The organism is Amycolatopsis thermalba (genome assembly GCF_003385215.1).
Classification (GTDB): Bacteria; Actinomycetota; Actinomycetes; order Mycobacteriales; family Pseudonocardiaceae; genus Amycolatopsis_E; species Amycolatopsis_E thermalba.
The window spans coordinates 56,539-78,958 of the sequence record NZ_PQHW01000004.1; the positions used below are offsets into that span (position 1 = coordinate 56,539).

General features: G+C 72.3%; 22 protein-coding genes and 2 pseudogenes. 11 read left to right on the forward strand and 13 right to left on the reverse strand.

The window, feature by feature from the left end; translation table 11 throughout:
* Positions 1-5: 5 nt before the first annotated feature.
* The 4 genes from D0D15_RS02885 to D0D15_RS02900 are packed head-to-tail and all read right to left on the reverse strand — an operon-like array spanning position 6 to position 3,696.
* The gene (locus D0D15_RS02885; protein WP_094006188.1) at positions 6-1,151 is read right to left on the reverse strand and encodes a class I SAM-dependent methyltransferase; all 1,146 of its coding nucleotides are present in this window, start codon (positions 1,149-1,151) and stop codon (positions 6-8) included.
* Positions 1,152-2,105, reverse strand: coding sequence for a class I SAM-dependent methyltransferase (locus D0D15_RS02890; protein WP_094006187.1), 954 nt, complete (start codon positions 2,103-2,105; stop codon positions 1,152-1,154).
* 1 nt (position 2,106) lies between these two features.
* The gene (locus tag D0D15_RS02895) at positions 2,107-2,886 is read right to left on the reverse strand and encodes an enoyl-CoA hydratase/isomerase family protein (RefSeq protein ID WP_094006186.1); all 780 of its coding nucleotides are present in this window, start codon (positions 2,884-2,886) and stop codon (positions 2,107-2,109) included.
* Between the two features lie 45 nt (positions 2,887-2,931).
* Positions 2,932-3,696, reverse strand: coding sequence for an ABC transporter ATP-binding protein (locus D0D15_RS02900; RefSeq protein ID WP_249467515.1), 765 nt, complete (start codon positions 3,694-3,696; stop codon positions 2,932-2,934).
* Positions 3,697-3,996: 300 nt separating this feature from the next.
* Between D0D15_RS02900 and D0D15_RS02905 the strand changes: the two genes are divergently transcribed.
* From D0D15_RS02905 to D0D15_RS36840, 4 genes and pseudogenes are all read left to right on the forward strand, one after another.
* Complete coding sequence (locus tag D0D15_RS02905; RefSeq protein WP_094006184.1) at positions 3,997-4,533, forward strand: cysteine dioxygenase; 537 nt, start codon at positions 3,997-3,999, stop codon at positions 4,531-4,533.
* A complete protein-coding gene (locus D0D15_RS02910; RefSeq protein WP_094006183.1) occupies positions 4,533-4,925 on the forward strand; it encodes a rhodanese-like domain-containing protein in 393 nt (130 codons plus the stop codon). The genes D0D15_RS02905 and D0D15_RS02910 overlap by 1 nt, the downstream gene beginning before the upstream one ends.
* Before the next feature lie 310 nt (positions 4,926-5,235).
* Positions 5,236-5,340 (forward strand): annotated as a pseudogene (locus D0D15_RS36835) (rhodanese-like domain-containing protein); the annotation flags it as partial.
* 119 nt (positions 5,341-5,459) lie between these two features.
* A pseudogene (locus D0D15_RS36840) lies at positions 5,460-5,558 on the forward strand (rhodanese-like domain-containing protein); the annotation flags it as partial.
* On the opposite strand, the gene D0D15_RS02930 reads toward D0D15_RS36840, so the two are convergent.
* From D0D15_RS02930 to D0D15_RS02945, 4 genes are read right to left on the reverse strand one after another with little or no spacing between them, the layout of a single operon-like run.
* Positions 5,555-6,709 (reverse strand): glycoside hydrolase family 16 protein, encoded by a 1,155-nt coding sequence (locus D0D15_RS02930; RefSeq protein ID WP_094006182.1) that lies wholly within the window; start codon positions 6,707-6,709, stop codon positions 5,555-5,557. The pseudogene D0D15_RS36840 and the gene D0D15_RS02930 sit on opposite strands and share 4 nt — an antisense overlap.
* A 29-nt stretch (positions 6,710-6,738) precedes the next feature.
* Positions 6,739-8,055 (reverse strand): MFS transporter, encoded by a 1,317-nt coding sequence (locus D0D15_RS02935; RefSeq protein WP_094006181.1) that lies wholly within the window; start codon positions 8,053-8,055, stop codon positions 6,739-6,741.
* A 31-nt stretch (positions 8,056-8,086) separates the two neighbouring features.
* Entirely contained in the window at positions 8,087-9,019 is a 933-nt protein-coding gene (locus D0D15_RS02940) for an NAD-dependent epimerase/dehydratase family protein (protein ID WP_094006180.1), read from the reverse strand.
* Complete coding sequence (locus D0D15_RS02945; RefSeq protein WP_094006179.1) at positions 9,016-9,819, reverse strand: IclR family transcriptional regulator; 804 nt, start codon at positions 9,817-9,819, stop codon at positions 9,016-9,018. The genes D0D15_RS02940 and D0D15_RS02945 overlap by 4 nt, the downstream gene beginning before the upstream one ends.
* Positions 9,820-9,878: 59 nt before the next feature.
* Between D0D15_RS02945 and D0D15_RS02950 the strand changes: the two genes are divergently transcribed.
* Genes D0D15_RS02950 through D0D15_RS02960 form a run of 3 tightly spaced genes read left to right on the forward strand, consistent with a single transcriptional unit; the run spans position 9,879 to position 12,631 of the window.
* Complete coding sequence (locus tag D0D15_RS02950) at positions 9,879-11,045, forward strand: mandelate racemase/muconate lactonizing enzyme family protein (protein ID WP_115944220.1); 1,167 nt, start codon at positions 9,879-9,881, stop codon at positions 11,043-11,045.
* 3 nt (positions 11,046-11,048) lie between these two features.
* Positions 11,049-11,936 (forward strand): dihydrodipicolinate synthase family protein, encoded by an 888-nt coding sequence (locus tag D0D15_RS02955; protein ID WP_094006177.1) that lies wholly within the window; start codon positions 11,049-11,051, stop codon positions 11,934-11,936.
* Entirely contained in the window at positions 11,933-12,631 is a 699-nt protein-coding gene (locus D0D15_RS02960) for an SDR family NAD(P)-dependent oxidoreductase (RefSeq protein WP_233157315.1), read from the forward strand. The genes D0D15_RS02955 and D0D15_RS02960 overlap by 4 nt, the downstream gene beginning before the upstream one ends.
* Before the next feature lie 180 nt (positions 12,632-12,811).
* On the opposite strand, the gene glgP is transcribed toward D0D15_RS02960, so the two are convergent.
* Positions 12,812-15,370, reverse strand: coding sequence for an alpha-glucan family phosphorylase (gene glgP, locus D0D15_RS02970; protein WP_094006175.1), 2,559 nt, complete (start codon positions 15,368-15,370; stop codon positions 12,812-12,814).
* Positions 15,371-15,408: 38 nt separating this feature from the next.
* On the opposite strand from glgP, the gene D0D15_RS02975 reads away from it, so the two are divergent.
* Entirely contained in the window at positions 15,409-16,845 is a 1,437-nt protein-coding gene (locus tag D0D15_RS02975; RefSeq protein ID WP_115944221.1) for a neutral zinc metallopeptidase, read from the forward strand.
* 4 nt (positions 16,846-16,849) lie between these two features.
* Here the strand turns inward: D0D15_RS02975 and D0D15_RS02980 are convergent, their stop codons facing one another.
* Complete coding sequence (locus D0D15_RS02980) at positions 16,850-17,350, reverse strand: MarR family winged helix-turn-helix transcriptional regulator (protein WP_094006173.1); 501 nt, start codon at positions 17,348-17,350, stop codon at positions 16,850-16,852.
* Positions 17,351-17,427: 77 nt separating this feature from the next.
* Here D0D15_RS02980 and D0D15_RS02985 point away from each other — a divergent pair, with 77 nt between their 5' ends.
* Positions 17,428-17,727 (forward strand): thiamine-binding protein, encoded by a 300-nt coding sequence (locus tag D0D15_RS02985; RefSeq protein WP_020420187.1) that lies wholly within the window; start codon positions 17,428-17,430, stop codon positions 17,725-17,727.
* Between the two features lie 70 nt (positions 17,728-17,797).
* Positions 17,798-18,712: a thioredoxin gene (trxA, locus tag D0D15_RS02990; RefSeq protein ID WP_198958260.1), complete on the forward strand. Its 915-nt coding sequence runs from the start codon at positions 17,798-17,800 to the stop codon at positions 18,710-18,712.
* A gap of 96 nt (positions 18,713-18,808) precedes the next feature.
* Here the strand turns inward: trxA and D0D15_RS02995 are convergent, their stop codons facing one another.
* From D0D15_RS02995 to D0D15_RS03005, 3 genes are all read right to left on the reverse strand, one after another.
* Positions 18,809-19,171: a DUF3817 domain-containing protein gene (locus tag D0D15_RS02995; RefSeq protein WP_094006171.1), complete on the reverse strand. Its 363-nt coding sequence runs from the start codon at positions 19,169-19,171 to the stop codon at positions 18,809-18,811.
* A 131-nt stretch (positions 19,172-19,302) separates the two neighbouring features.
* Positions 19,303-20,442, reverse strand: coding sequence for a sensor histidine kinase (locus D0D15_RS03000; protein WP_244214931.1), 1,140 nt, complete (start codon positions 20,440-20,442; stop codon positions 19,303-19,305).
* Positions 20,433-21,095 carry a response regulator transcription factor gene (locus D0D15_RS03005; protein ID WP_094006170.1) on the reverse strand — a complete coding sequence of 221 codons (663 nt, stop codon included), beginning with the start codon at positions 21,093-21,095 and terminating at the stop codon, positions 20,433-20,435. The genes D0D15_RS03000 and D0D15_RS03005 overlap by 10 nt, the downstream gene beginning before the upstream one ends.
* Before the next feature lie 86 nt (positions 21,096-21,181).
* Between D0D15_RS03005 and D0D15_RS03010 the strand changes: the two genes are divergently transcribed.
* The gene (locus tag D0D15_RS03010; protein ID WP_094006169.1) at positions 21,182-22,420 is read left to right on the forward strand and encodes a retropepsin-like aspartic protease; all 1,239 of its coding nucleotides are present in this window, start codon (positions 21,182-21,184) and stop codon (positions 22,418-22,420) included.

Consider the following 22,420-nt stretch of genomic DNA (forward strand, 5'->3'; position numbering starts at 1 on the left):
GGAACCTACCCGGGGATGCGCTCCGCGCGACAGAGGAAGAAGTGAGGGGTGCGGCCGATGCGCGTGAGCACCACCGTGGCCTCCTGGTCGCCCGCGAGTTTGAGCCGCTTGCGTAGCGCGTCCGGGTCGACGTCCAGTCCGCGGACCAGGATCTCCAACCGTCCGACCGCGCGGGCACGCAGCAGCGTGCGCAGGGATTTCTCCTGGTAGGGACCGTGTTCGCGGACGCGGAACGCCCGCACGCCCGGCGGCGGCACGTCGCCGGTCAGGTAAGCGATGCGCTCGTCGAGCTGCCACAACCCGTGCCGGGCCGCGTAGTGCTTCACCAGCCCGGCCCGCACGACCGCGCCGTCCGGGTCGATGATCCACTCGCCGGGCGCGGCGGCCCCGGCGTCCGACGGGTCCCGGTCGGTGATCGTCCATTGTGTACCGTCCGAGCGCAGCACGGTCGCTCGCCGCGAGGCGGTGGCCAGGCCCGCGCTCCACACGCACGCCTCCCGCACCTGGCCGTCGAGCGACACCAGCTCGATCTCCGCCGCCCAGGGCACCGCCGCCGGATCCAGGCCGGGCGCGCACTTCACGGCCAGGTCCCGGCCCGCGTAGACCGCCGCCAGCTCGTCCAGCGGCGGCGCGAAGTCGGCAGGCCGCCAGGTCCGGCGCCCGGACGAATCGCGGCGGGCCGGATCGGCGACGATCACCGCGTCCCGGCTGACCGGCCGCAACGCGTCGGCCCGGACCAGCGGCACCCCCGGGCAGTTGTGCCGCGCCATCGCCAGCCGCACCGGGTCCAGGTCGGAACCAACACACCTGTGCGCGACCCGGGCCAGCTCGGCCAGGTCGGCGCCGATCGAGCAGGTCACGTCGTGCACATCGCGCCCGGCCAGCCGCTCGGCGCGGTGCCGGGCCACCGCGGGCACGCTCGCCTGCTGCAGCGCGTCACCGGTGTAGAGCCAGGACGGGTCGAGCTTGCCCCTGCGCCGCAGCAGCACCGTCTCCAGCACCGCGGCGAACCGCTCGCCCACCAGCTTGCGCACGGCGGCCACGTCCGCGACCCGGTCGGTCAGCGGCAACGCGTCACAGGAGGCCAACGCACGTGCGCCTTCCTCCGAGCGGAGGAAGGCGACGTCGTCGAGGGTGAACGCGTAGGGCACTTACGGTTTGGTGCCGGTGATCATCACGTTGTAGAACAGCTCGCGCGGCAGGACCTTGGACAGCACCTTCTTGTCCAGCGCGGACAGCCGCAGCCACAGGTGGTAGGCGAACATCCGCCACCGCACGGTCAGCTTCTCCTGCGGCACCGCCGCCTCGAACGTGCGGATCGGCCACCCGGCCAGCGCCGCGGAGAACTCCTCGGTGACCGCACGGACGTCGACCGCCCCGGCGCCCAGCGCCATGCGCTCCAGCTCCGACGGGTCGAACGTGTGGATGTCGACCACGGCCTCCAGCGCCGCCGCGCGCGAGGACTCGTCCAGCTCCTCCTGCGGGCGCCGCCAGCCGCTCAGCGCGGGAACCTTGGTGACGTTGGTGGTCAGCCACCAGGTCAGCTGGCCCAGCTTGCGCGCGTAGAAGTTGCCGATCTTCGTCGGCTCACCGGCGAAGACGAACCGGCCGCCCGGCTTGAGCACCCGCAGCACCTCGCGCAGCGCGCCCGGCACGTCCGGGATGTGGTGCAGCACCGCGTGCCCGACCACCAGGTCGAAGCTGTCGTCCGGGTACGGGATGCGCTCGGCGTCGGCGACCCGGCCGTCCACATCCAGGCCCAGGTTGCGGGCGTTGCGCAGCGCGACCTCCACCATGCCCGGCGAGAGGTCGGTGACGAACCCCTTCTTGATCACACCGCCCTGCATCAGGTTGAGCAGGAAGAAGCCGGTGCCGCTGCCCAGCTCCATCGCGGTCGGGTAGGGCTGGCCCTCCTCACCGGCGACGGCGTTGAACACGTCGGTGGCGTAGGAAATGCAGCGCTCGTCGTAGGAGATCGACCACTTCTCGTCGTAGGTGCCGGCCTCCCAGTCGTGGTAGAGGATGTTGGCCAGCTTGGGGTCCGAGTACGCCGCCTGGACCTCTTCCTCGGTCGCGTGCGGGTTCGGCGCGGGGTCCGTGGTCACGTCACTTCCCTTCGAAGGTGGCCTTGCCGGGGCCGTTCTCCACGAAGGAGGTCATACCCGCGGTCTGGTCCTCGGTCGCCCACAGCGCCGTGAACAGCTGCGTCTCCAGCTTCAACGCGCTGGCCAGGTCCATGTCCAGACCGCCGTCGATCGCGGCCTTGGCCTGCGCCAGCGCGACCGCCGGGCCGTTGACGAACTGCCCGGCCCACTTCTGCGCGGCCGAATAGACGTCGTCCGGGGCGACCAGCTGGTCCACGATGCCCAGCGACAGCGCCTCCTCGGCCTTGGCGAAGCGGCCGGTGAACACCAGGTCCTTGGCCTTGCTCGGGCCGATCAGCCGGGACAGCCGCTGCGTGCCGCCCGCGCCGGGGATGATGCCGAGCAGGATCTCCGGCTGGCCGACCTTCACGTTGTCGCCGGCGATCCGGTAGTCCGCACCCAGGGCCAGCTCGAGCCCGCCGCCCAGGGCGTACCCGGTGATCGCGGCGACGACCGGCTTCGGGATCGCGGCGACCGCGGCCACCGTGTTCTGCAGCTTCGCGCCGAAGGACCGCATCTCGACGTAGGAGCGGGTGACCATCTCCTTGACGTCGGCGCCGCCGCAGAAGGTCTTCTCCCCGCCGTAGAGGATCACCGCGCGCACGTCGGACCGCTCGGCCGCCTCCTGCGCGGCCACCGCGAGCTCGGCCGTGACCTGGCCGTTGATCGCGTTGACCGGGGGCCGCTCCAGCCGGATCGTGCCGATCCCGCCGTCCACCTCGAGCCGTACGAACTCGCCCACGCTGGCCTCCTCCTTGATCGTGCCTACCGGCTGGTAGGGGTGACCTTACCGGCGACGCGCGAAGAAGCGGTCACCCGAGCGTTCGAGGACGAGGTCCTGGTCGAACGTCTTGGACAGGTTCTCGGCGGTGAGCACGTCGTCGATCAGGCCCGCTACCACTGCCCGGCCTTCGCGCAGCAGCAGCGCGTGGGTGAAGCCTGGCGGAATTTCCTCGACGTGGTGTGTGACGAGCACCATGGCCGGCGCGTCCGGGTCGAGCGCCAGCTCGGACAGCCGGGCCACCAGGTCCTCGCGGCCGCCCAGGTCGAGGCCCGCGGCGGGCTCGTCGAGCAGCAGCAGCTCGGGGTCGGTCATCAGGGCGCGGGCGATGAGGGTGCGCTTGCGCTCGCCCTCGGACAGGGTGCCGTAGTCGCGCCCGGCCAGGTGCCGGATGCCCATGACGCCCAGCAGCTCCTCGGCGCGGCCGGTGTCCATCGTGTCGTACTGCTCGCGCCAGCGGCCGATCACCGCGTAGCCGGCGCTGACCACGACATCGCTGACCTTCTCGTCGCCCGGCACGCGCGAGGCGATCGCCGCGGAGGTGAACCCGATGCGCGGGCGCAGGTCGAAGATGTTGGTGCGGCCGATCTGCTCGCCCAGCAGGTGGACCGATCCGGTGGTCGGGTGCAGCTCGGCGGCCGCGAGCCGGAGCAGGGTGGTCTTGCCGGCGCCGTTGGGACCCAGCACCACCCAGCGCTCGTCCAGCTCCACCGTCCAGTCGAGGCCGGCCAGGAGGTCGTTGGTCCCGCGGCGGACCCCCACCCCGGCCATCCGCACCACGAGATCGTCAAGGTCGTTCGGCTCGCTCACGAGCCCATTGTGGCCGCCGGGCGCCGCCGGAGTCCCGCCGCCCCCGTACCACTTGGTGAGACGTCACAGCGGGTAGCCGGATCCCGTGGCACGATGCGCTTCGTGAGCACCTCCCGGTACCCGCGGCGCCGCTTCTGGCGCAACCGTGCCGTGGACCTGGTGCTGGTCGCGTCGTGCGGGTGTAGCCCGACGCGGCACGGTCGCTGAGCCGTGCCGCGTCCTGCCGTGCCCCATGATCGCGACCAACCCCTGGAGTTTTCCGTGACCTCCGTCCTGCGTTCGTCCGAGATCCACCCCCGTCTGATCGGCAGCGCGCTCGAGGATCTGCTGCACCCCGAGCGGCTGTTGTGGACGCCGACCCAGCTCGCCGGCCTGACCCGCACCGTCACGCTCGAACTCGGCGACGAGATCAGCCGGTTCCTGCACTTCGACGCCGACCAGCGGTGGTGGGCGCGGCTCGCCCTGACCGAGGGCATCGAGCTGTGGGTGCTGACCTGGCTGCCCGGGCAGGGCACCAAGCCGCACGACCACGGCGGCGCGGCCGGCTCGTTCACCGTGCTCCGCGGCGAGCTGTCCGAGGAGTACCGCTACCCGGGCGGACCCGTCCGGCAGCGCACGCACGTCGCGGGCGACGGAATCGGATTCGGTGCCGGGCGGGCGCACCAGGTGACTGGCGCGGGCGCGGCGCCGTCGGCGAGCATCCACGCGTACTCGCCGCCGCTCGTGCCGACGCGCGAGTACGCCAGTCTGGCCGACGTGCCCGCCGAGATCCCGCCGCTGCCCGGCATCGTGGCCTGATGGACGTCGAGGAGATGCTGGCCTCGGCCCGGTCCACGCTGGAGCGGGCCGAGCCGGCCGACGCGTGGCGGCTGCAGGCCGAGGGCGGGCTGATCGTGGACATCCGGCCGATCGGCTACCGCGAGGCGGAGGGCGAGATCCCGGGCGCGGTGCCGGTGGAGCGGATCCACCTGGAGTGGCGCCTCGCCCCGGCCAGCGACCACCGGCTGCCCGGCGTGCACCCGGACCTGCCGGTGGTCGTGGTCTGCAACGAGGGCTACGCGTCCAGCCTGGCGGCTGCTGACTTGCGCCGGCTCGGGTTGAGCCGGGCGACCGACCTCGTGGGCGGGTTCCGGGCCTGGCGGGCGGCCGGGTTGCCGGTGCAGCCGGGCGGCACGCCCGCGGTGCCCTGAGCCGCCGGGGGGAACTTGGTGGGGCCGGGCGACGGAGCTGGCGGCGGGCTCCGCGCCTGGCGCGGCTGTCGGGGGCAAGCCCACGGGCCACTAGGCCGCGGGGCGGAACCTTGGGTTGAGCCGAGTGACGGACCTGGTCGGGGGATTCCGCGCCTGCCGCGCGGCGGGATTGCCGGTGCAGCCGGCGGCACACCCGCGATGCCCTAGACCCCGGGGGGAACTTGGTTGGGCCAGGCGACGGACCCGGCGGCGAGCTCCCCGCCTGGCGCGGCGCGGCTACCGAGCGGCACGCCCGCGGTCCACTAGGCCGCGCCGGCTCGGGTTGAGCCGGGCGACCGACCTCGTGGGCGGGTTCCGGGCCTGGCGAGCGGCCGGGTTGCCGGTGCAGCCGGGCGGCACGCCCGCGGTGCCCTGACGGGGTGCCGGGTCGCCGTGCATCGGAGCGCGCAGCGGCATGCCCGCGTTCCCCGGCGCGGTACGGGCGTGCCGATCACCTGGGCCGGCACGCCCGCGCTCCTAACCCGCCGGGAGGAACTTGGCTCGATCCGGGCGACGGACCTGGTCGGCGGGTTCCGCGCCTGGCGTGCCGCGGGGCTGCCGGTACAGCCGGGCGGCACGCCGGCGGTACCCTAACCCGCCGGGACCCACTTCACCGCGTCTGCCCTGGCGGTCGCGGCTCCCGCCGTCAGTGTGACCGCGCTCGACGTGCCCGCCGGGAAGTCCCACGTGCCGAGCTTGAGCCAGCCGCCACTCGTGTAATCCGCGGTGACCGTGCTCGTCACTCCGTTGTGGACCACCGCCACGCGCGCCGCCGGGTCGTTGCCGGACGATGGGACCCGGTAGATCCAGACGTCGTAACTTCCCCCGGCGCGCAGGTTCGGCCGCCAGGTCGCCGTCGAACCGGGGGTCTGGCTGTAGCGCGAGCCGTTGCCCACCGTGAAGCCGGACAGCGAGCTGTCCTGCCACGTGCCGGTCTCCGAGTAGCCGTAGCCGGCGGGCGTGTCGTTGTCGACGTAGTACTCGCGCTGGTAGTACCGGACGTAGTCGAACTGCGCGGTCGCCGGCAGCTTGCTCTCGTCGACCGTCTCGTAGGCGATCGAGGTCAGCCAGACGTTCACGTAGTCGTGCGTGTCCAGACTCGGCGGGTAGGCCGCCGTGTTCGTCAGCACGCCGTCCACGTAGAACGCCACGCGACTTTCGGTCCAGTCGAAACCGTAGGTGTGCCACCCGGCCGACGTGTCGAACCCCGGCACGGTCCACTTACGACCCACATCGGTCTTCGTGCCGTCCGGCTTCCACGCGTTGTCGCCCTGGCTGATGCTGCCGGGCGCACTGGAGTTGATCTCGAACTGGTCGATCTCGGTGCGCCGGTCGGGGTTGAACGTGGTGCTCCCGTCACCGGCCATCGCCCAGAACGACGTGTGCCAGCCGGAACCGACGGGGGTCTTCGCCCGCGTCTCGTAGTAGCCGTAGCGGAAGGACTGCTTGCTCACCACCCCGCCCGCGGTGTAGGCGTAGCTGCCGACCTGCTCCTTGCGCAGGTTCAGCGTCAGCACCCCGCCGCCCTCGGTGACGTTCGCCGGCAGCTGCGCGCTCTTCACCTTCTGGTCGGTCCGGTAGTTCCACTTGGCGGTGTCCACAGTGGAGTCGTTGAACTCGTCGGCGAACACCAGCGTGTAGCCGGGCCCGGCGGGGGTGGTGACCGGCCCGGCCGCGGTGGCGGCCGGAGCGGTCACCACGGCGGCCGCGACGAGCACGGCGGGGATCAGGGCATACCTCGGCATTGCGGGTCCTCCTTGACCGATGGGGAACTTCAGGCCACGACGCGCGCCTTGGGGCCGGCCGTCTCCCGCACCACGCGCAGCACCGTGACCAGCGTGATCGCGGCCGTGAGCATCACGTAGAACGCCGGGGAGAGCCGGTAGCCGCTGGCCGAGATCAGCCAGGTGGCGATGTAGGGAGCCGTGCCGCCGAAGAGCGACACCGCGATGTTGTACGGGATCGCGATCGCGCCGGAGCGGATGCGGGGCGGGAACAGTTCGGCCATCGTCGCCGACACCGCGCCGTCGTAGGCCGCGATCAGCAGGCCCAGCACCACCATGCCGAGCACGGCCAGGAACGTGTTGCCCAGCGACATCAGCAGCAGCGACGGCCAGGTCAGCACGATGAACCCGGCGGTGCCGGCGATCAGCAGCGGACGACGGCCGATCCGGTCGGACAACGCACCGGCGAACGGCACCGCGACGGCGACCACGGCCAGGCACACCGTCGAGGCGATGAACGACTGCACCTTCGTGAAGTGCAGTGTCGTCTGCAGGTAGCTCGGCATGAACGTCTGCAGCGTCCAGTGCGCCACACCCTTGATCACGACCAGCCCGGCCAGCACCAGCATCGCCTTGCCGCCGGTGCGGAAGGTCTCCCGCACCGGGCTCTCGGTGACCTCGCCCTTGGCCTCCAGCTCGCGGAACTCCGGCGTGTCCTGCAGCTTGAGCCGCAGGTAGAGACCGGCCAGGCCGAGCGGGAGCGCGAGCAGGAACGGCAGCCGCCACGCCCACGAGGTCATCGTGGCGTCCCCGAACGACGCGGTCAGCAGCAGCGCCAGTCCCGAGCCGAACACGAACGCGGCGAAGCCGAAGGTGTCGGCGAAGCTGGAGAAGAACCCGCGCCGGTGCTTGGGCGCGTACTCGTACAGCACCGTCACCGCGCTGGAGGTCTCACCGCCCGCGGCGAAACCCTGCACCAGGCGGGCGACCACCAGCAGCAGTGGCGCGAGCGCGCCGACCGCGTGGTAGGTGGGCAGCACGCCGATCGCGAACGTGGCCAGCGACGTGGTGAGCACGACGATCGCGAGCACCCGCTGCCGCCCGATCCGGTCGGCGAGCGGCCCGAAGAACAACCCGCCCAGCGGCCGGATCACGAACCCGGCTGCGAAAACCGCGAACGTCGACAGCAACGCCGCGGCCGGGTCACCGGCGGCGAAGAAGTTCGCGGCGATGACGGTCGACAGGGTGCCGTAGATACCCATGTCGAACCATTCCACGAAGTGTCCCGCGCCCGCGGCGAGCAGCACTTTCCGGCGGGGCACCGGGTCGGCGCTCACGGTTTCGGGCACAGCGACCTGTTCAGACATGACGACCTCGTTGTCCGTGTCGGAGTGGGGATCAGCGCGGTTCCGCTTCCGCGATCATGCGGGAGACGGGGAATTCGACGGTGAAGCCGAGGAGTTCGCGGGCCTTCGCGTTGGACGTCGTGTAGTGCACGGCCGGACCGGGCAGGCGAACGTCCACATAGTTCAGTCCGGCTCGGTGCGCCAGCTCCGGGACCAGCCAGTCGAAATCGACCGAATCGTCCGCGCCGAGCCCGATGACCTCGCCGTCCAGGCCCGGCGTTTCGACGGCGGCGACGACACCGCTCGCCAGGTCACGAGTGTCCAGGATGCCCATCCGGAACGGCGTGCCGTCCTCGCCCCGCGACAGCACCAGCTTGGTCGTGCCGTCGTCGTGCGGTTCCAGGGCGGCGACCGCGGCCGCGTTGCCGAACGCCCGCTGCTGTTCGATCTTGCGGTGCAGGAAGAACCGCGGGCCGGAGAAGAAGCTGTTCGGGTCGAGCAGCTCGGCCGCGTCCTGGAAGTGGGAGAACCGCAGCACCACGGCTTCCAGCCCGCGCGTGCGGCGGTAGAAGTCCACAGTGTCCTCGGCGAGCTTCTTGGTCAGCCCGTACGCGCTCGTCGGCGCGCGCGGGTGGTCCTCGTCGAGCGGCTGGTAGACCGGGTTGCCCTCGGGGTAGACCTCGCCGGTGCTGGCGAGCACGAGCTTCGCGCCCGCCAGAGCCGCCGCTTCGGCCACGTTCGCGGTGCCGAGCACGTTGGTCTCGAACAGCGCGGCGTCGTCGGTGCGCTGCCAGAACATCCGGGCGGCCAGGTGCACGACGACATCGGTGTCCGCGCACGCGGCGATCAGACCGTCCCGATCGGACAGTGGCAGGCTCACGGGCGGCGCGACGTCGATGGGCACCACGGTGTGGCCGCGCTCCGCGAGCCGTCCGGTCAGCGTGCGGCCGAGGCGTCCCGCGGCGCCGGTGACCGCGATCCTCATCGGACCTCCCGCACCGGCGTGTGCGCCGGGCCGAGGTAGCCCAGGCCGATGCTCACGCTGTCGGCCGCCTCCACGATGGTGCGGCCCAGGTCGGCCTCCCGCTCGTCGAGCGCGATCGCGGACAGCGCCCCGGACAGCGAGATCGCGGCGACGACCGCGCCGGTGTGGTCCCGCACCGGCGCGGCGATGCACGCGCGGCCCAGTGCCAGCTCCTCGATCTCGGTCGAGTAACCGCGGCCGGTCACGCGGGCCAGGTCGGCGTCCAGTGCCTCGAACGTCGTGATGGTGTGCCCGGTGAAGCCCTGCAGCGGCTCCGGGCCCAGCAGGTCCCGGCGCTGTTCCGGCGACAGGCCGAGCAGCAGGCTCTTGCCCATCGCGGTGGCGTGCAGCGGGTTGCGTTGCCCCATCAGCGAAAACGACTTCTGCGCCAGCTGACCTTCGACGTTGAGCAGGTAGAACAGCTCGGCGCCGCGCCGCACGGCCACGTTCGCCCCGAGCCCCAGTTCCCAGGCCAGCCGCTGCGCGACCGGACGCGCCTGCCGGTAGATGGGGTCGTTGTTGAGCGCGATGCCGGCCATCGTCAGCACCGCCGGGCCGAGCTCGTAGAGCTGGCTCACCGGATCGCGGCGCACCAGCTCGACCGACTCCAGCGTCGCGAGCAGCCGGGACGTGGTGGAGATGCCGAGCCCGACCTCGGCCGCCACGTCGGACACCCGCAGCGCGGGCCGGCCCAAGGTGAAGGCGTTCAGCACGGCCGAGGCCCGCTCCACGCTCTGATTGCCACCGCTTTCCGAAACCATGACACGAAGTATGCGGAGACTTTGCACATTACGCAAGTCCCATGCAAAGATTGGTAACCATGCGCATAGCCGAGGTGAGCACGTACGTCGTGAAGCTGTCCGGGCCGCAGGCCTACCTGGGCAAACTGGAGGACGGCAGTGAGCTGAGCGAGGACCGCGGCTACGTCGTGCGGGAGCCGTGGCGCAGCCTCTACTCCGGCCGGTTCGAGACGATGCTCGTCCGCGTCACCGCCGAGGACGGCACCACCGGCTGGGGTGAGGCGCTCGCGCCGGTCGCGCCCGAGGTGCCGGCCGCGATCGTCGACCGGATGCTCGCCGGGTGGCTCACCGGCCACGAGATCACCGGCGTCCGCCCGCTCTGGCTCGGCCTGCGGGACCTGATGCGCGAGCGCGGACACCTGGTCGGGCACCAGGCCGACGCGCTGGCCGCCGTCGACATCGCCCTGTGGGACCTCTACGGCAAGCTGACCGGCCTGCCGGTGGCCGACCTGCTCGGCGGCGCGGTCCGCACGCACGTCCCGGCCTACGTCTCCGGCCTGCCCCGCCCGACCGAGGCCGAGCGCGCCGCACTGGCCGCCGAGTGGGCCGGGAAGGGCGCGACGCTGGTCAAGCTCGCGCTCGGCAAGGGCATCGAGGCCGATCTGGCGACCTTCGACGCGGTCGCGCAAGCCGCGCCGTCGATGCGGATCGCGGTGGACGCGCACTGGGCGTACCGGATCGGCGAAGCCGCCGAGCTGGGCCAGGAGCTGGACCGGCGCAAGGCGTTGTTCTTCGAGGCCCCGCTGGTGCCCGAGGACGTCGACGGGCACGCCGAGCTGGCCGCCCGGATCCGGACGCCGGTCGCGGTCGGCGAGGCGATGCGCAACCGGTACGAGTTCGCCGACTGGCTCGGCCGCCGGGCCCTGCGCCTGGCACAGCCGGACGTGGCCCGCACCGGCATCACCGAGGCGATGTCGATCGCGGAACTCGCGTCGGCCCACCACGTGCCGGTCGCGTGCCACCACTCCGTGGGGCTCGGGATCGCCCTGGCGGCCGGGATCCACGTCTCGGCGGCCAGTGCGGACACCCCGTTCTTCGAGTACCAGCCGGACACGATCCCGGTCGCGCAGAGCATCCTGCGCAGCCCGCTGACCGCCGGGCCGGCCGGGTTCGCCGTGCCCACCGGCCCCGGCCTGGGCATCGACGTGGACGCCGAGAAGATCACCGAACTCGCGAAGGAGAACTGACCCGTGCCGGACACACCCACCGGTCTCATCCCCATCCTGGCCACCCCGTTCACCGCTCGCGGCGAACTCGATCTGCCGTCGCTGCGGTCGCTGGTGGAGTTCCAGCTGTCCTGCGGGGTCGACGGGCTCGCCGTGTTCGGCATGGCCAGCGAGGGGTTCGCGCTCACCGCGGCCGAGCGGGCGGTCATCCTGCGCGAGGTGCGGGCGATGACTTCGCTGCCGGTCATCGCGGGGGTCAACGGCACCAGCACGGTGACGGCGCTGGAACAGGTCCGGGCCGCGGGCGACGGCGGGGCGGACCAGGTGATGGTGCTGCCGCCGTTCCTCGCCAAGCCGTCGCCGGCGCAGGTCGTCGAGTTCTTCACCGAGGTCGCCGCGGCCGGGGTGCCGGTGATGATCCAGGACGCGCCCGGGGTCACCGGTGTGGCGATCGACGTGGCGACGGTGGCTGTGCTCACCGGCGTCCCCGGCATCACCTCGATCAAGGTGGAGGCGCCGCCGACGCCGTCCAAAGTGGCCGCGGTGCGCGAGCGCACCGGATTGACCGTCCTGGGTGGACAGAACGCGCAGGCGCTGATCGAGGAGTACGACAACGGCGCGGTCGGCACCATGCCGGCGTGCGAGTTCGCCGATCCGCTGCGGTCCGTTCTGGACGATCTGGCGAGCGGGCGGCGGGCCGAGGCGCGGGCGGCGTTCACCCGGCTACTGCCGTTGATCCACCTCGGCGTCCGGCCGGGGCAGGCGTGGGCCGTGCACAAGGAGGTCCTGCGGCGGCGCGGGGTCATCGAGTCGGCCGCGGTGCGGTTGCCGGCGCGGCCGCTGGAGCTGGGCACGGAGAAGGCGCTGACCGAGATCCTCGACGAGCTGGCGCTGCCGGCGTGGCGCGGATGAGAGGCGTGCTGGTCGTCGGCGGCGGCTCGGACATCGGGCGGGCGATCGCCGCGGCGTTCCCGGACGACCACGTGGCCGGGGCCGGGCTGGAGCCGGTCTCGGACCCGGCGTTCGACTCGTTCGTGGTCGCCGACTGCGCGACCCCGGCGGGTGCGGAGGCCGCGGTGGCGGCGCTGGAGCGGCTGGACGTGCTGGTGCTGGCGGCGGCGGCACAACCGGTGGCGGCCGCCGCGGAGGCGACCGACGAGCAGTGGCGCTCGGCGATCGCGAACACCCTGGACGCGGCCTTCTACCCGGCGCGGGCGGCGCTGCGGGTGATGCCGGCCGGGGGCAGCATCGTAGCGGTGACCTCGGTGAACGGCTTCCTCGCCGCGCCCGGCCTCCCCGGCTACGCGGCGGCGAAAGCCGGGGTGGACGGGCTGGTGCGGCAGCTGGCGCTGGAGTACGGGCCGCGCGGGATCCGGGTCAACGCGGTCGCGCCGGGGATGATCGGCTCGGCGGACCTGCCCGCCGTCGCGGAGGGCTACCCGCTGCGCCGCACGGGCGAGCCGCGGGAGGTCGCCGACGCGGTGGCGTTCCTGGCGTCGGCGCGGGCGTCGTTCGTCACCGGCGCGGTGCTCCCGGTCGACGGCGGGTTGTCGATCGCCTCGCCGGCCGCGTTCCTGCGCCCGGACCTGCGCGCCCGGTTCCTCTGAGCGCAGATGTCGCACGCGCGAACGGTCAACTCGCGCGCCGGAAGGTGGGACTCGCGCGCGCGAACGTTCAACTCGCGCCTGTCGCGAGTCCCACGCTCCCGCGCGCGAGTCCTGCGCTCCCGCGCGCGAGTTCTGCGCTCCCGCGCGCGAGTTCTGCGCTCCCGCGCGCGAGTTCTGCGGTCAGGCCAGTACCACCTTGCCCAGCTCGGCCGGGGTCGCCAGGAGGTCGTGCCTCGGGAGGATCCGCACGGTGTACCCGAGCGAGCCCGCCCGGGGCAGGCGCAGCGTCGCGGTGTACTCGCCCTCCTGGGAGGGCTGCATCGGCACCGTCATGGGCTCCGCCAGCTCATCCGTGTCGCCGACGCGGCCGACCACCGTCTGGACCTCCACTTCGGACGGTGCCAGCCCGGCCAGGTCCACCTTCGCCCGGACGCGGACCTCGTCGCCGACCACCAGGCGTTCCTGCGCCTCCACGGTCAGCTCGGTGTCCAGCACCCGCACCTGCCGCCACACCGCGTCGGCCCGGCGCCGGTACTCCGCCAGCGACCGGGCGCCGGCGTAGCCGTCCGCGGCCGCCGCCGCGCTGGTCACCGCCGCCGGGTGGTAGGCCGTCTCCACGTACTCGCGCACCATCCGCGACGCCTGCACCCGCGGCCCCAGCACGTCCAGCGTGTGCCACACCATCGACATCCACCCGCGCGGCACGCCCGCGGAGTCCCGCTCGTAGAACAGCGGCGCCACCTGCTGCCCCAGCAGGTCGTACAACGCGGCCGACTCCAGCTCGTCCCGGCGCAGCGGGTCGGTGATCCCGTCCGCGGTCGGGATGGCCCAGCCGTTGCTGCCGTCGTAGCACTCGTCCCACCAACCGTCCTTGATGGACAGGTTGAGCCCGCCGTTGAGCGCCGACTTCATGCCCGACGTGCCACACGCCTCCAGCGGCCGCGTCGGGTTGTTCAGCCACACGTCGCAACCGCGGTAGAGGTAGCGCGCCATCGACATGTCGTAGTCGGGCAGGAACACCATTCGTCGACGGATCGCAGTGTCATCAGTGAACCGCACGACCTGCTGGATCAGCGCCTTGCCGCCCTCGTCGGCGGGGTGCGACTTGCCCGCGACCACGATCTGCATCGGCCGCTCGTCGTCGAGCAGCAGCGCCCGCAGCCGTTCCGGATCGCGCAGCATCAACGTCAGCCGCTTGTACGTCGGCACGCGGCGGGCGAACCCGACGGTCAGCACGTCCGGGTCGAACACCTGGTTCACCCAGCCCAGCTCCAGAGCCGAGGCCCCGCGCTGGAGCCACGCGTTGCGCACCCGCCGCCGCACCTCGAGCACCAGCTTCTGCCGCAGGTCCCGCCGCAGCGCCCACAGTTCCTCGTCGGACACGCCCATCTGGCTGGGCAGCCTGCCCGATTCACCACTGCGCCCCCACACGCTGTTGTCACTGTGTTTGCCGTCGAGCAGCGCGGTCAGCTCCCGCGCCACCCACGTCGGGCCGTGCACGCCGTTGGTGACCGACGAGATCGGCACCTCGGCGTCGTCGAACCCGGGCCACAGCCGCGCGAACATCCGCCGCGACACCCGCCCGTGCAGCTGGGACACGCCGTTGGACCGCTGCGCCAGGCGCAGGCCCATGTGCGCCATGTTGAACATGCCCGGGTTGTCCTCGGCCCCGAGCGCGAGGATCCGCGGCAGCTCCAGCCCGGGCAGCAGCCGGCCGTCGCCGAAGTAGTGCTGCACCAGGTCCACCGGGAACCGGTCGATGCCCGCCGGCACCGGGGTGTGGGTGGTGAACACCGTGCCCGCGCGCACCGCGGACAGGGCCTCGTCGAACGCGAGCCCGTGCTCGCCGATCACCTCGCGGGCCCGTTCCAGGCCGAGGAACCCGGCGTGCCCCTCGTTGGTGTGGAACACCTCCGGCTGCGGGTGGCCGGTCAGCTCGCAGTAGCGCCGCACCGCGCGCATGCCGCCGATGCCGGCCAGGATCTCCTGGCGGATGCGGTGGTCGGCGTCGCCGCCGTAGAGCCGGTCGGTGACGCGGCGCAGGTCCTCGTCGTTGGCCTCCACGTCGGTGTCCAGCAACAGCAACGGCACGCGCCCGACCTGCGCCTGCCACACCTGCGCGTACAGGTCGCGCCCGCGGGGCATCGCGACGTGCACCAGCACCGGTTCGGAGTCCTCGCCGGTCAGCAGTTCCAGTGGCAGCGCGCTCGGCTCGATCACCGGGTAGTGCTCGACCTGCCAGCCGTCCAGCGACAGCGACTGCCGGAAGTACCCCGACCGGTACAGCGGGCCGACGCCGATCAGCGGCACGCCCAGGTCGGAGGCGGCCTTGAGGTGGTCACCGGCGAGCACGCCGAGGCCGCCCGAGTAGTTCGGCAGCGCCTCGTGCACGCCGAACTCCATCGAGAAGTACGCGATCGCGTCCGGCGACTGCTCCCCCTGCGGGCGCTGCTGGTACCACCGGTCCTCGGTGAGGTAGCGCTCCAGGTCCTCGCTCATCGCGCGGACGCGGGTGAGGAAGTCCTCGTCCCCGGCCAGCTCCTCCAGCCGCGCCGGCGGCACCGCGGTGAGCATCCGGAGCGGGTCCCGCACGCGCCGGAACAGGTCGTCGTCCATGGACGCGAACAGGTCGCGGGTCGGCGGGTGCCACGTCCAGCGCAGGTTGGTGGCCAGCGCGCGCAACCCGGCCAGCGGCTCGGGCAGGCTCGCGCGGACGGTGAACCGGCGGATTGCTCTCATGGGGATCGACGATATCGGTAAGGTGCGCTGCGACAAGCGTGACGAACATCGAGGGGGCCGGGGTGCGGCGATCGCTGGTGGCGCTGACCGGGGTGGTGGCGCTGGGGCTGGCCGGTTGCAGCGACGGGAAGAGCGCCTCGGTGTCCGAGGGTGACGTCGCGGGGCTGCCGATCACGCACTTCCAGAGCGGGCTCAAGCCGACCGCGCCCGAGCCGGACCTCGAAGTGACCAACGTCAGCAGCACCGAGGCGGACCGGGTGGCCGTCGCCACCATCGCCGACGTCGAGGACTACTGGGCCGACGCGCTGCCGGGCAACTTCGACGTCAAGTTCGAGCCGGTGAAGTCGCTGCTGTCCTACGACTCCGAGGGCGAGAACCAGGAGAACGGCTGCGGCGACACCAAGGGCAACGCGAACGCCTTCTACTGCAGCATGGACGACTCGGTGGCGTGGGACCGCGGCGTGCTGCTGCCCACGATGATGGACCAGTTCGGGCCGCTGTCGGTGGTCACCGTGCTGGCCCACGAGTTCGGCCACGCGGTGCAGTACCGGCTCGGCGACAAGGCCGGCATCAGCCGCAACACGCCCACGATCGTGAAGGAGCAGCAGGCCGACTGCTTCGCCGGCGCCTACTACCGCTGGGTCGCCGAGGGCAAGAGCAAGTACTTCGCGGTGTCCACCTCCGACGGGCTGAACTCGGCGCTGTCGTCGCTGTTCCTGGTGCGCGACAGCGCGGGCACCGCGGCGACCGACCGGTCCGCGCACGGCACCGGGTTCGACCGGACCTACGCCTTCCAGATCGGCTTCGAGCAGGGGCCCCGGGAGTGCGCGGGCATGACGCTGGACAACATCCAGCCGCGCCTGACCGAGCGGCCCTTCGACACCGGTGACCGGGACGGCGACATCGAGGTCGACCAGGACGCGATCGACCTGCTGGAGGACAGCCTCGACGCGGCCTTCGCCGGTGCCAAGGTGCAGGCGCCGGAGATCGTCGACGGCGGCGCGTCCTGCCCCAACGGCACGTCCACCCCGCCCGCGACGTACTGCACGAGCGACCACACGGTGCGGATCGACCTGCCCGTGCTGGCCGAGCTGGGGCAGCCGGTGGACCAGGAGGGCGAGTTCACCGGGTCCAGCAGCGGCGGGCACGGCGACTTCGCCGCGTTCTCCGAGGTCGCGTCCCGGTACGCGATGGGCATCCAGAAGGGTGTCGGCGCGTCGCTGGACAACGCCAACGCCGGGCTGCGCACCGCGTGCCTGGTCGGGGCGTGGGCCGCGGTGGCCGCGCAGGAGGGTCAGCAGATGCGGCTGTCGGCGGGCGACCTGGACGAGGCGATCTCGGACCTGCTGCGACCGGATTCGCTGGTCGCGGCCGACGTCGAGGGCAAGCCGGCGGCCAGCGGGTTCAACCGCGTCGAGGCCATGCGCACCGGGTACCTGCAGGGCTCGGGGCCGTGCAGCACCCAATACGGCTGAGCCGTCAGCCGATGAAGTCGCCGGTGGCCTTGCGCACCTTGGTGAGCAGCTCGGACAGCTGCTCGGTCTGCTTCGCGGTGAGGCCGACGAGCCCGAAGTCGATCGCGGTGACCGCCTTCGTCGCCTCCTCCAGCCGGGCGTGACCGTCGTCGGTGATCTCCACCAGCGTGGTGCGCCGGTCGGTCGGGTGCGGCACCCGCTTGACCAGGCCGTCCTTCTCCAGCCGGTCCACGATGTTGGTCACGCTGGTCGGGTGCAGCTGGAGCCGCTCGCCCATCACCCGCATCGGCAGCGCCCCGCGGCGGGCGAACGACAGCAGCACGAGCGCCTCGTAACGGGCGAAGGTCAGGCCGTGGGGCTTGAGCGCGCCGTCGACGGCCGACTGGACGATCTGCTGCACGCGCATCACGCCGGTGACCGCCGCCATCGTCGCGGACGGCCCGATCCGGTCCTCCCACAGCTGCGCGGCGCGGGCGATCGGGTCGAAAGGCAGCGGGCGGTTCATGGCAGGGAAGCTACCAGCGGGTTCTTGACCGAGGGGGCAGGGTAGTGCGCAAAGTGTCGCAAGCGTGAGGAGAGCCGATGATCGTCGCGTTCAGCGTGAGCCCGTCCGGCGGTGACCCGGACGGCGGGGTCAGCGAAGCGGTCGCCAGGGCGGTGAAGGTCGTCCGCGATTCGGGCCTGCCGAACTCCACCAACGCGATGTTCACCAACGTCGAGGGGTCCTGGGACGAGGTCATGGACGTGGTGAAGCGGGCGGTGGAGGCGGCCGGTGAGGGGGCGGCCCGGGTGTCGCTGGTGCTGAAGGCCGACATCCGGCCGGGCTTCGACAGCGGTCAGCTGGAGGCGAAAGTGGAGCGGCTGGAGGAGCACCTCCGGTGAACCGCCGGACAGTACATGCCAGGATGGAAGCGTGACAAATCCACGCGCATCAGCAGCGAAGTCAGCCGCCATGTCCGCCGCGCTGTCCGGCGCGGTGGATCTGTCCGCGCTCAAAGCCAGGGCCGAGGCCCAGCGCAACGCCCCGCCGCCGTCGAGTGGCGCCCCGGCCGGGGGTGGCGGCGCCGGTGCCGCGGTCATCGACGTCACCGAGGCCACGTTCCAGGCCGAGGTGGTCGAGCGGTCGCTGCAGCAGCTCGTCGTGGTGGACCTGTGGGCCGAGTGGTGCGGGCCGTGCAAGCAGCTGAGCCCGGTGCTGGAGCGGCTGGCCGAGCAGTCCGGCGGCGCCTGGGTGCTGGCGAAGGTCGACGTGGACGCCAACCCGCGGATCGCGCAGGTCTTCGGGGTCCAGTCGATCCCGACGGTGGTGGCGATCGCCGGTGGGCAGCCGGTCAACGCGTTCTCCGGCGCGCTGCCCGAGAACGAGATCCGGCAGTGGCTGGACCAGCTGCTGGAGGCGCTGAAGGGCAAGCTGCCGGGCATCCCGCCGTCGGGCGCCGGTGGCGCCGAGGAGGCCGAGGACCCGCGCTTCACCGAGGCCGAGGCCGCGTTCGAGCGCGGTGACTTCGCCGCCGCCGAGGCCGCCTACCAGCGGATCCTGGACACCGAGCCGGCCAACGAGCTGGCCAAGGCCGGTCTGGCGCAGGTGCGGTTCGCCGCCCGCGCCGCCGAGGCCGACCCGGCGGCGGTCGCCCGCGCCGACGCCTCCCCGGACGACCTGGAGGCCCAGTTCGCCGCGGCCGACTACGAGGTGGCGACGGGCAAGGTCGAGGACGGGTTCGCCCGGCTCATCGAGGCGGTGCGCCGCACCGCGGGCCCGGACCGCAACCGCGTGCGCGAGCACCTGGTGAGCCTGTTCGAGCTGTTCGACCCGGCGGACGAGCGCGTCGCGGCGGCACGCCGGAACCTCGCGTCGGCCCTGTTCTGAGACGAGGCGGGCTCCCCGCGCCGCGGGGAGCCCGCCTGACGACAGCACGAAGCGCCGCCGTCACAGGTCGTGGCGGCGGCGCTTTCGCGTGGGAGATCAGGCGGAGACGGTGTCCCGGACGATGAGGCCGGTGCCGCCGTAGGTGAGGCGCTCCGGGCCGTCCAGCTTGCCCGTGCGCAGCGCCCACGTCTCGAACCACCAGGTGAACAGCGGCGGGATGCTGGCGAGCAGCGCGGTGATCACCACGCGCGGGCGCCAGCCCAGCGGCTTGAACACGGCCAGCGTGACGATCAGGTACACGACGAAGACGACGCCGTGGACCATGCCGAGCACCGGCACGCCGCCCTCGTTCGGGGCGTCGACGACGTACTTCAGGAACATCCCGATCAGCAAACCCGCCCAGGACAGCGCCTCGGCGACGGCGGCCACGCGGAACACGAGAGCGGCCTTGCTGGTCACTGCTTTCCTCCTTGTGAGAAGCACATGAGAAAACGTCCGACTCCGGTTACGTCAACCACGCTGTCGGACGCTTCGGTACCCAGTGTGAGGCGTGATGGTCCTCACTGGAACTCCGGGGGTCGTGATCATCATCACGAGCGGCCGTCCACAGAGGATTCCGGTAGCCACACCGTCACGTGGAGTCCGCCGGACGGCCGGGCTTCCAGCGTCACGCGTCCGCCGTGGGCGGTGGCGACGGCGTGCACGATCGACAACCCGAGCCCCGCGCCGGATTCGCCGCGCACGCGCGCGCCCGCGCCGCGGACGAACGGTTCCAGCAGCCGCTGCGCATCGTCCGGCGCCACGCTCCCGGTGTTCGAGACGCACAACACAACCTGCCCGTCGGCGCTGCCGGTGGTCACCTCGATCCGGCCGCCGGGGTGGTTGTAGCGGACGGCGTTGTCGACGAGGTTGCCCACCAGTCGTTCCAGCAGCACGGGTTCGCCGTCGGTGAGCGCGGGCGCCAGCTCGGACCGCACGTGCAGCGAGTGGGCGGCCGCCGCGCCGTCGAGCGCCGCGGCCGCCAGAGCGGCCAGGTCCACCCGCTGGCGCGAATTCGAACCGGTCTGGCTGCGTGCCAGCACCAGCAGGCCGTCGAGGGTGCGCCGGCTGTGCTCGACCGCGGTGGCGATGTCGCCGGTCATCGCCAGCAGCTCGGCCCGGCTGGGGTCGCCGTCGAGTGTGACGTCGATCGCGGTGCGGACGGTGGTCAGCGGGGTGCGCAGCTCGTGCGCGGCGTTCGCGGTGAACATGCGCTGGCTGTGCAGCACCCGGTCGCGCTCGGCGATGCCCTGCTGGATGCGGTCGAGCATCCCGTTGATCGTGGTGGCCAGGCCGGCCAGCTCGTCCGCGGGCGCGGAGACCGGGACGCGCTCGGCGAGGTTCTCCGCGGACAGGCGCCGCGCGGTCGCCGAGATGGCGCGGATCGGGCGCAGCACCCGGCCCGCCACCAGCCCGCCGAGCACCGCGGCCAGCAGGACCACCACGGTGAGCGCGATCGCGGCCTGGCCGAGGAACTCGGACAGCGCCACGTCCCGCACCTGGTCGGCGGTTCCGGTGAGGTCGGGCGGGGCCGGCGTGGGATCGTCGGGCGTGCGGATGATGAGCAGCGAGATCCGCCGCTCCAGCTTCGAGCGCAGCAGCAGGTAGGTCAGCGCGGTCAGCACGACACCGGCGGCCAGGACCAGCCCGGTGTAGAGGAGCGTGAGGCGGCCGCGAGCGCTCAGGTGCACCGGCTGATCCGGTAGCCGGCGCCGGTCACGGTCTCGACGACCGGCGGGTCGCCGAGCTTGCGGCGCAACGTGCCCACGGTGATGCGGACGGCGTTGGTGAACGGGTCGGCGTGCTCGTCCCACACCTTGTCCAGCAACGTCTCCGCGCTCACCACGTCCCCGCCCGCGGCCAGGAGCTGTTCGAGCACGCCGAACTCCTTGGGCGTGAGGTGCAGCAGCAGGCCGTCGCGTTCGGCGGTGCGGCGCGCGGGGTCGAGGACCACGCCGGCGGCCCGCAGCACCGGCGGGCGGGCCGGGGTGCTGCGCCGGGCCAGCGCCTGGACGCGAGCGACCAGCTCGGCGAAGGCGAACGGCTTGCCCAGGTAGTCGTCGGCGCCGAGGCCGAGGCCGTCGACGCGGTCGGCGACCGAGCCGGAGGCGGTGAGCATCAGGATCCGCGCCGTGCCGTCCTGGGCCAGGCGGCGGCACACGGTGTCGCCGTGCACCACCGGCAGGTCGCGGTCCAGCACGACCACGTCGTAGGGCGTGACCGCGCACTTCTCCAGGGCGGCGGCGCCGTCCGCGGCGACGTCCACCGCGAAGCCGTGCCGGCGCAGGCCGGCGACGAGGTACTTGACCAGGGCCGCCTCGTCCTCGACCACCAGAACCCGCACTTGGCCATCTTGGCCGCGGGTGGATATGGATCGCGTATGGCTCGGGCATCGGCTGATCATCGGGTCCGCTCGGTAGGTGTTGCGGCATGACTCTCCGCCGACGCGATTTCCTGTGGCAGGCCGGTCTGGCCGCCGCGACCGTCCCCCTGATGACCTCCGGGCTCGCGAGCGCCGCCAGCGCCGATCCGGACCAGCTGTTCCGGGCCGGGTCGTTCGACGCCGCCGACCGCGGCTACGCCAAGCTGCTCCGCAAGGACCCCGCGAACGCCAGGGCGGCGGCCCAGCGCGGCTACATCGCCTTGCTGCACAACCGTTTCCCGGACGCCGAGCAGTTCCTCTCCCGCGCGCTGGAACTGAATCCCGGCGACGCCGACACCACCCGGAAGCTGGTGGAGTGCTTCGTGCGGCAGGACCGGCACGACCGCGCCGTGCCGCTGCTGGGTGGCTCACCGTTCGGCAAGCTCTACGCGCAGCTGAACGGCAAGCCATGGGAAGTCCGCGGCGCGCAGGCGGTCCGGCTCCCGTTCCAGGACCTCGATCCGCTGCCGACGATCGACGCCTCGGTCAACGGCGGCGAGCCGCGCCGGTTCGTGCTCGACACCTACGGCACCCTCGACCTGGACCAGGCGGTCGCCGACGAGCTGGGTCTGCGCTCGGTCGCCACGGTGTCCGGTTTCGCCGGCGGCCAGCCGGTCACCCTCCACCTCGGCATCCTGGAGTCGATCCGCTTCGGCGACCTGGAGATCCGCAACATCCCTATGCAGTGGTCGAACCAGCGCAAGCCGCCGCGGCCGGACGGCACGACACCCGCGGGCGTGATCGGCACGACGGTCTTCTACCACCTGCTGACCACGATGGACTACGCAGGCCGCGCCCTGGTGCTGCGCCGGAAGGACACGACCTTCCGGCCCCGGGGCGAGCGGCTGCCGCTGTGGCTGGCCGGTGACCACTACCCGTGCTCGATGGGCAGCCTGAACGACCACGGGCCGAAGATCATCACGCTGGACACCGGCGGCATCGCCCACGGCCTGGACACCACGGTCGAGATCGCCGAGCGCGCGGGCATCGCGGTGGACCACGCCAACCCCGGCGAGCTCAACGGCAGACCGGTCTACCCGATCGTCGCCGAGCGGGTCTCGATGGGCCGGGCCGTCGCCCACGACGTGCGCGGATCGGCGAGCGACGGTCCCGTCATGGGCACGCCCGGCCCCGGGCAGTCGGCGATGTTCGGGTTCGACATCGTCGCCAACTTCACCCACGAGTTCTTCAAGCCCTTCGCGCTCACCTTCGACTACACCCGCATGAACTGCTACCTGGAGCGGTGA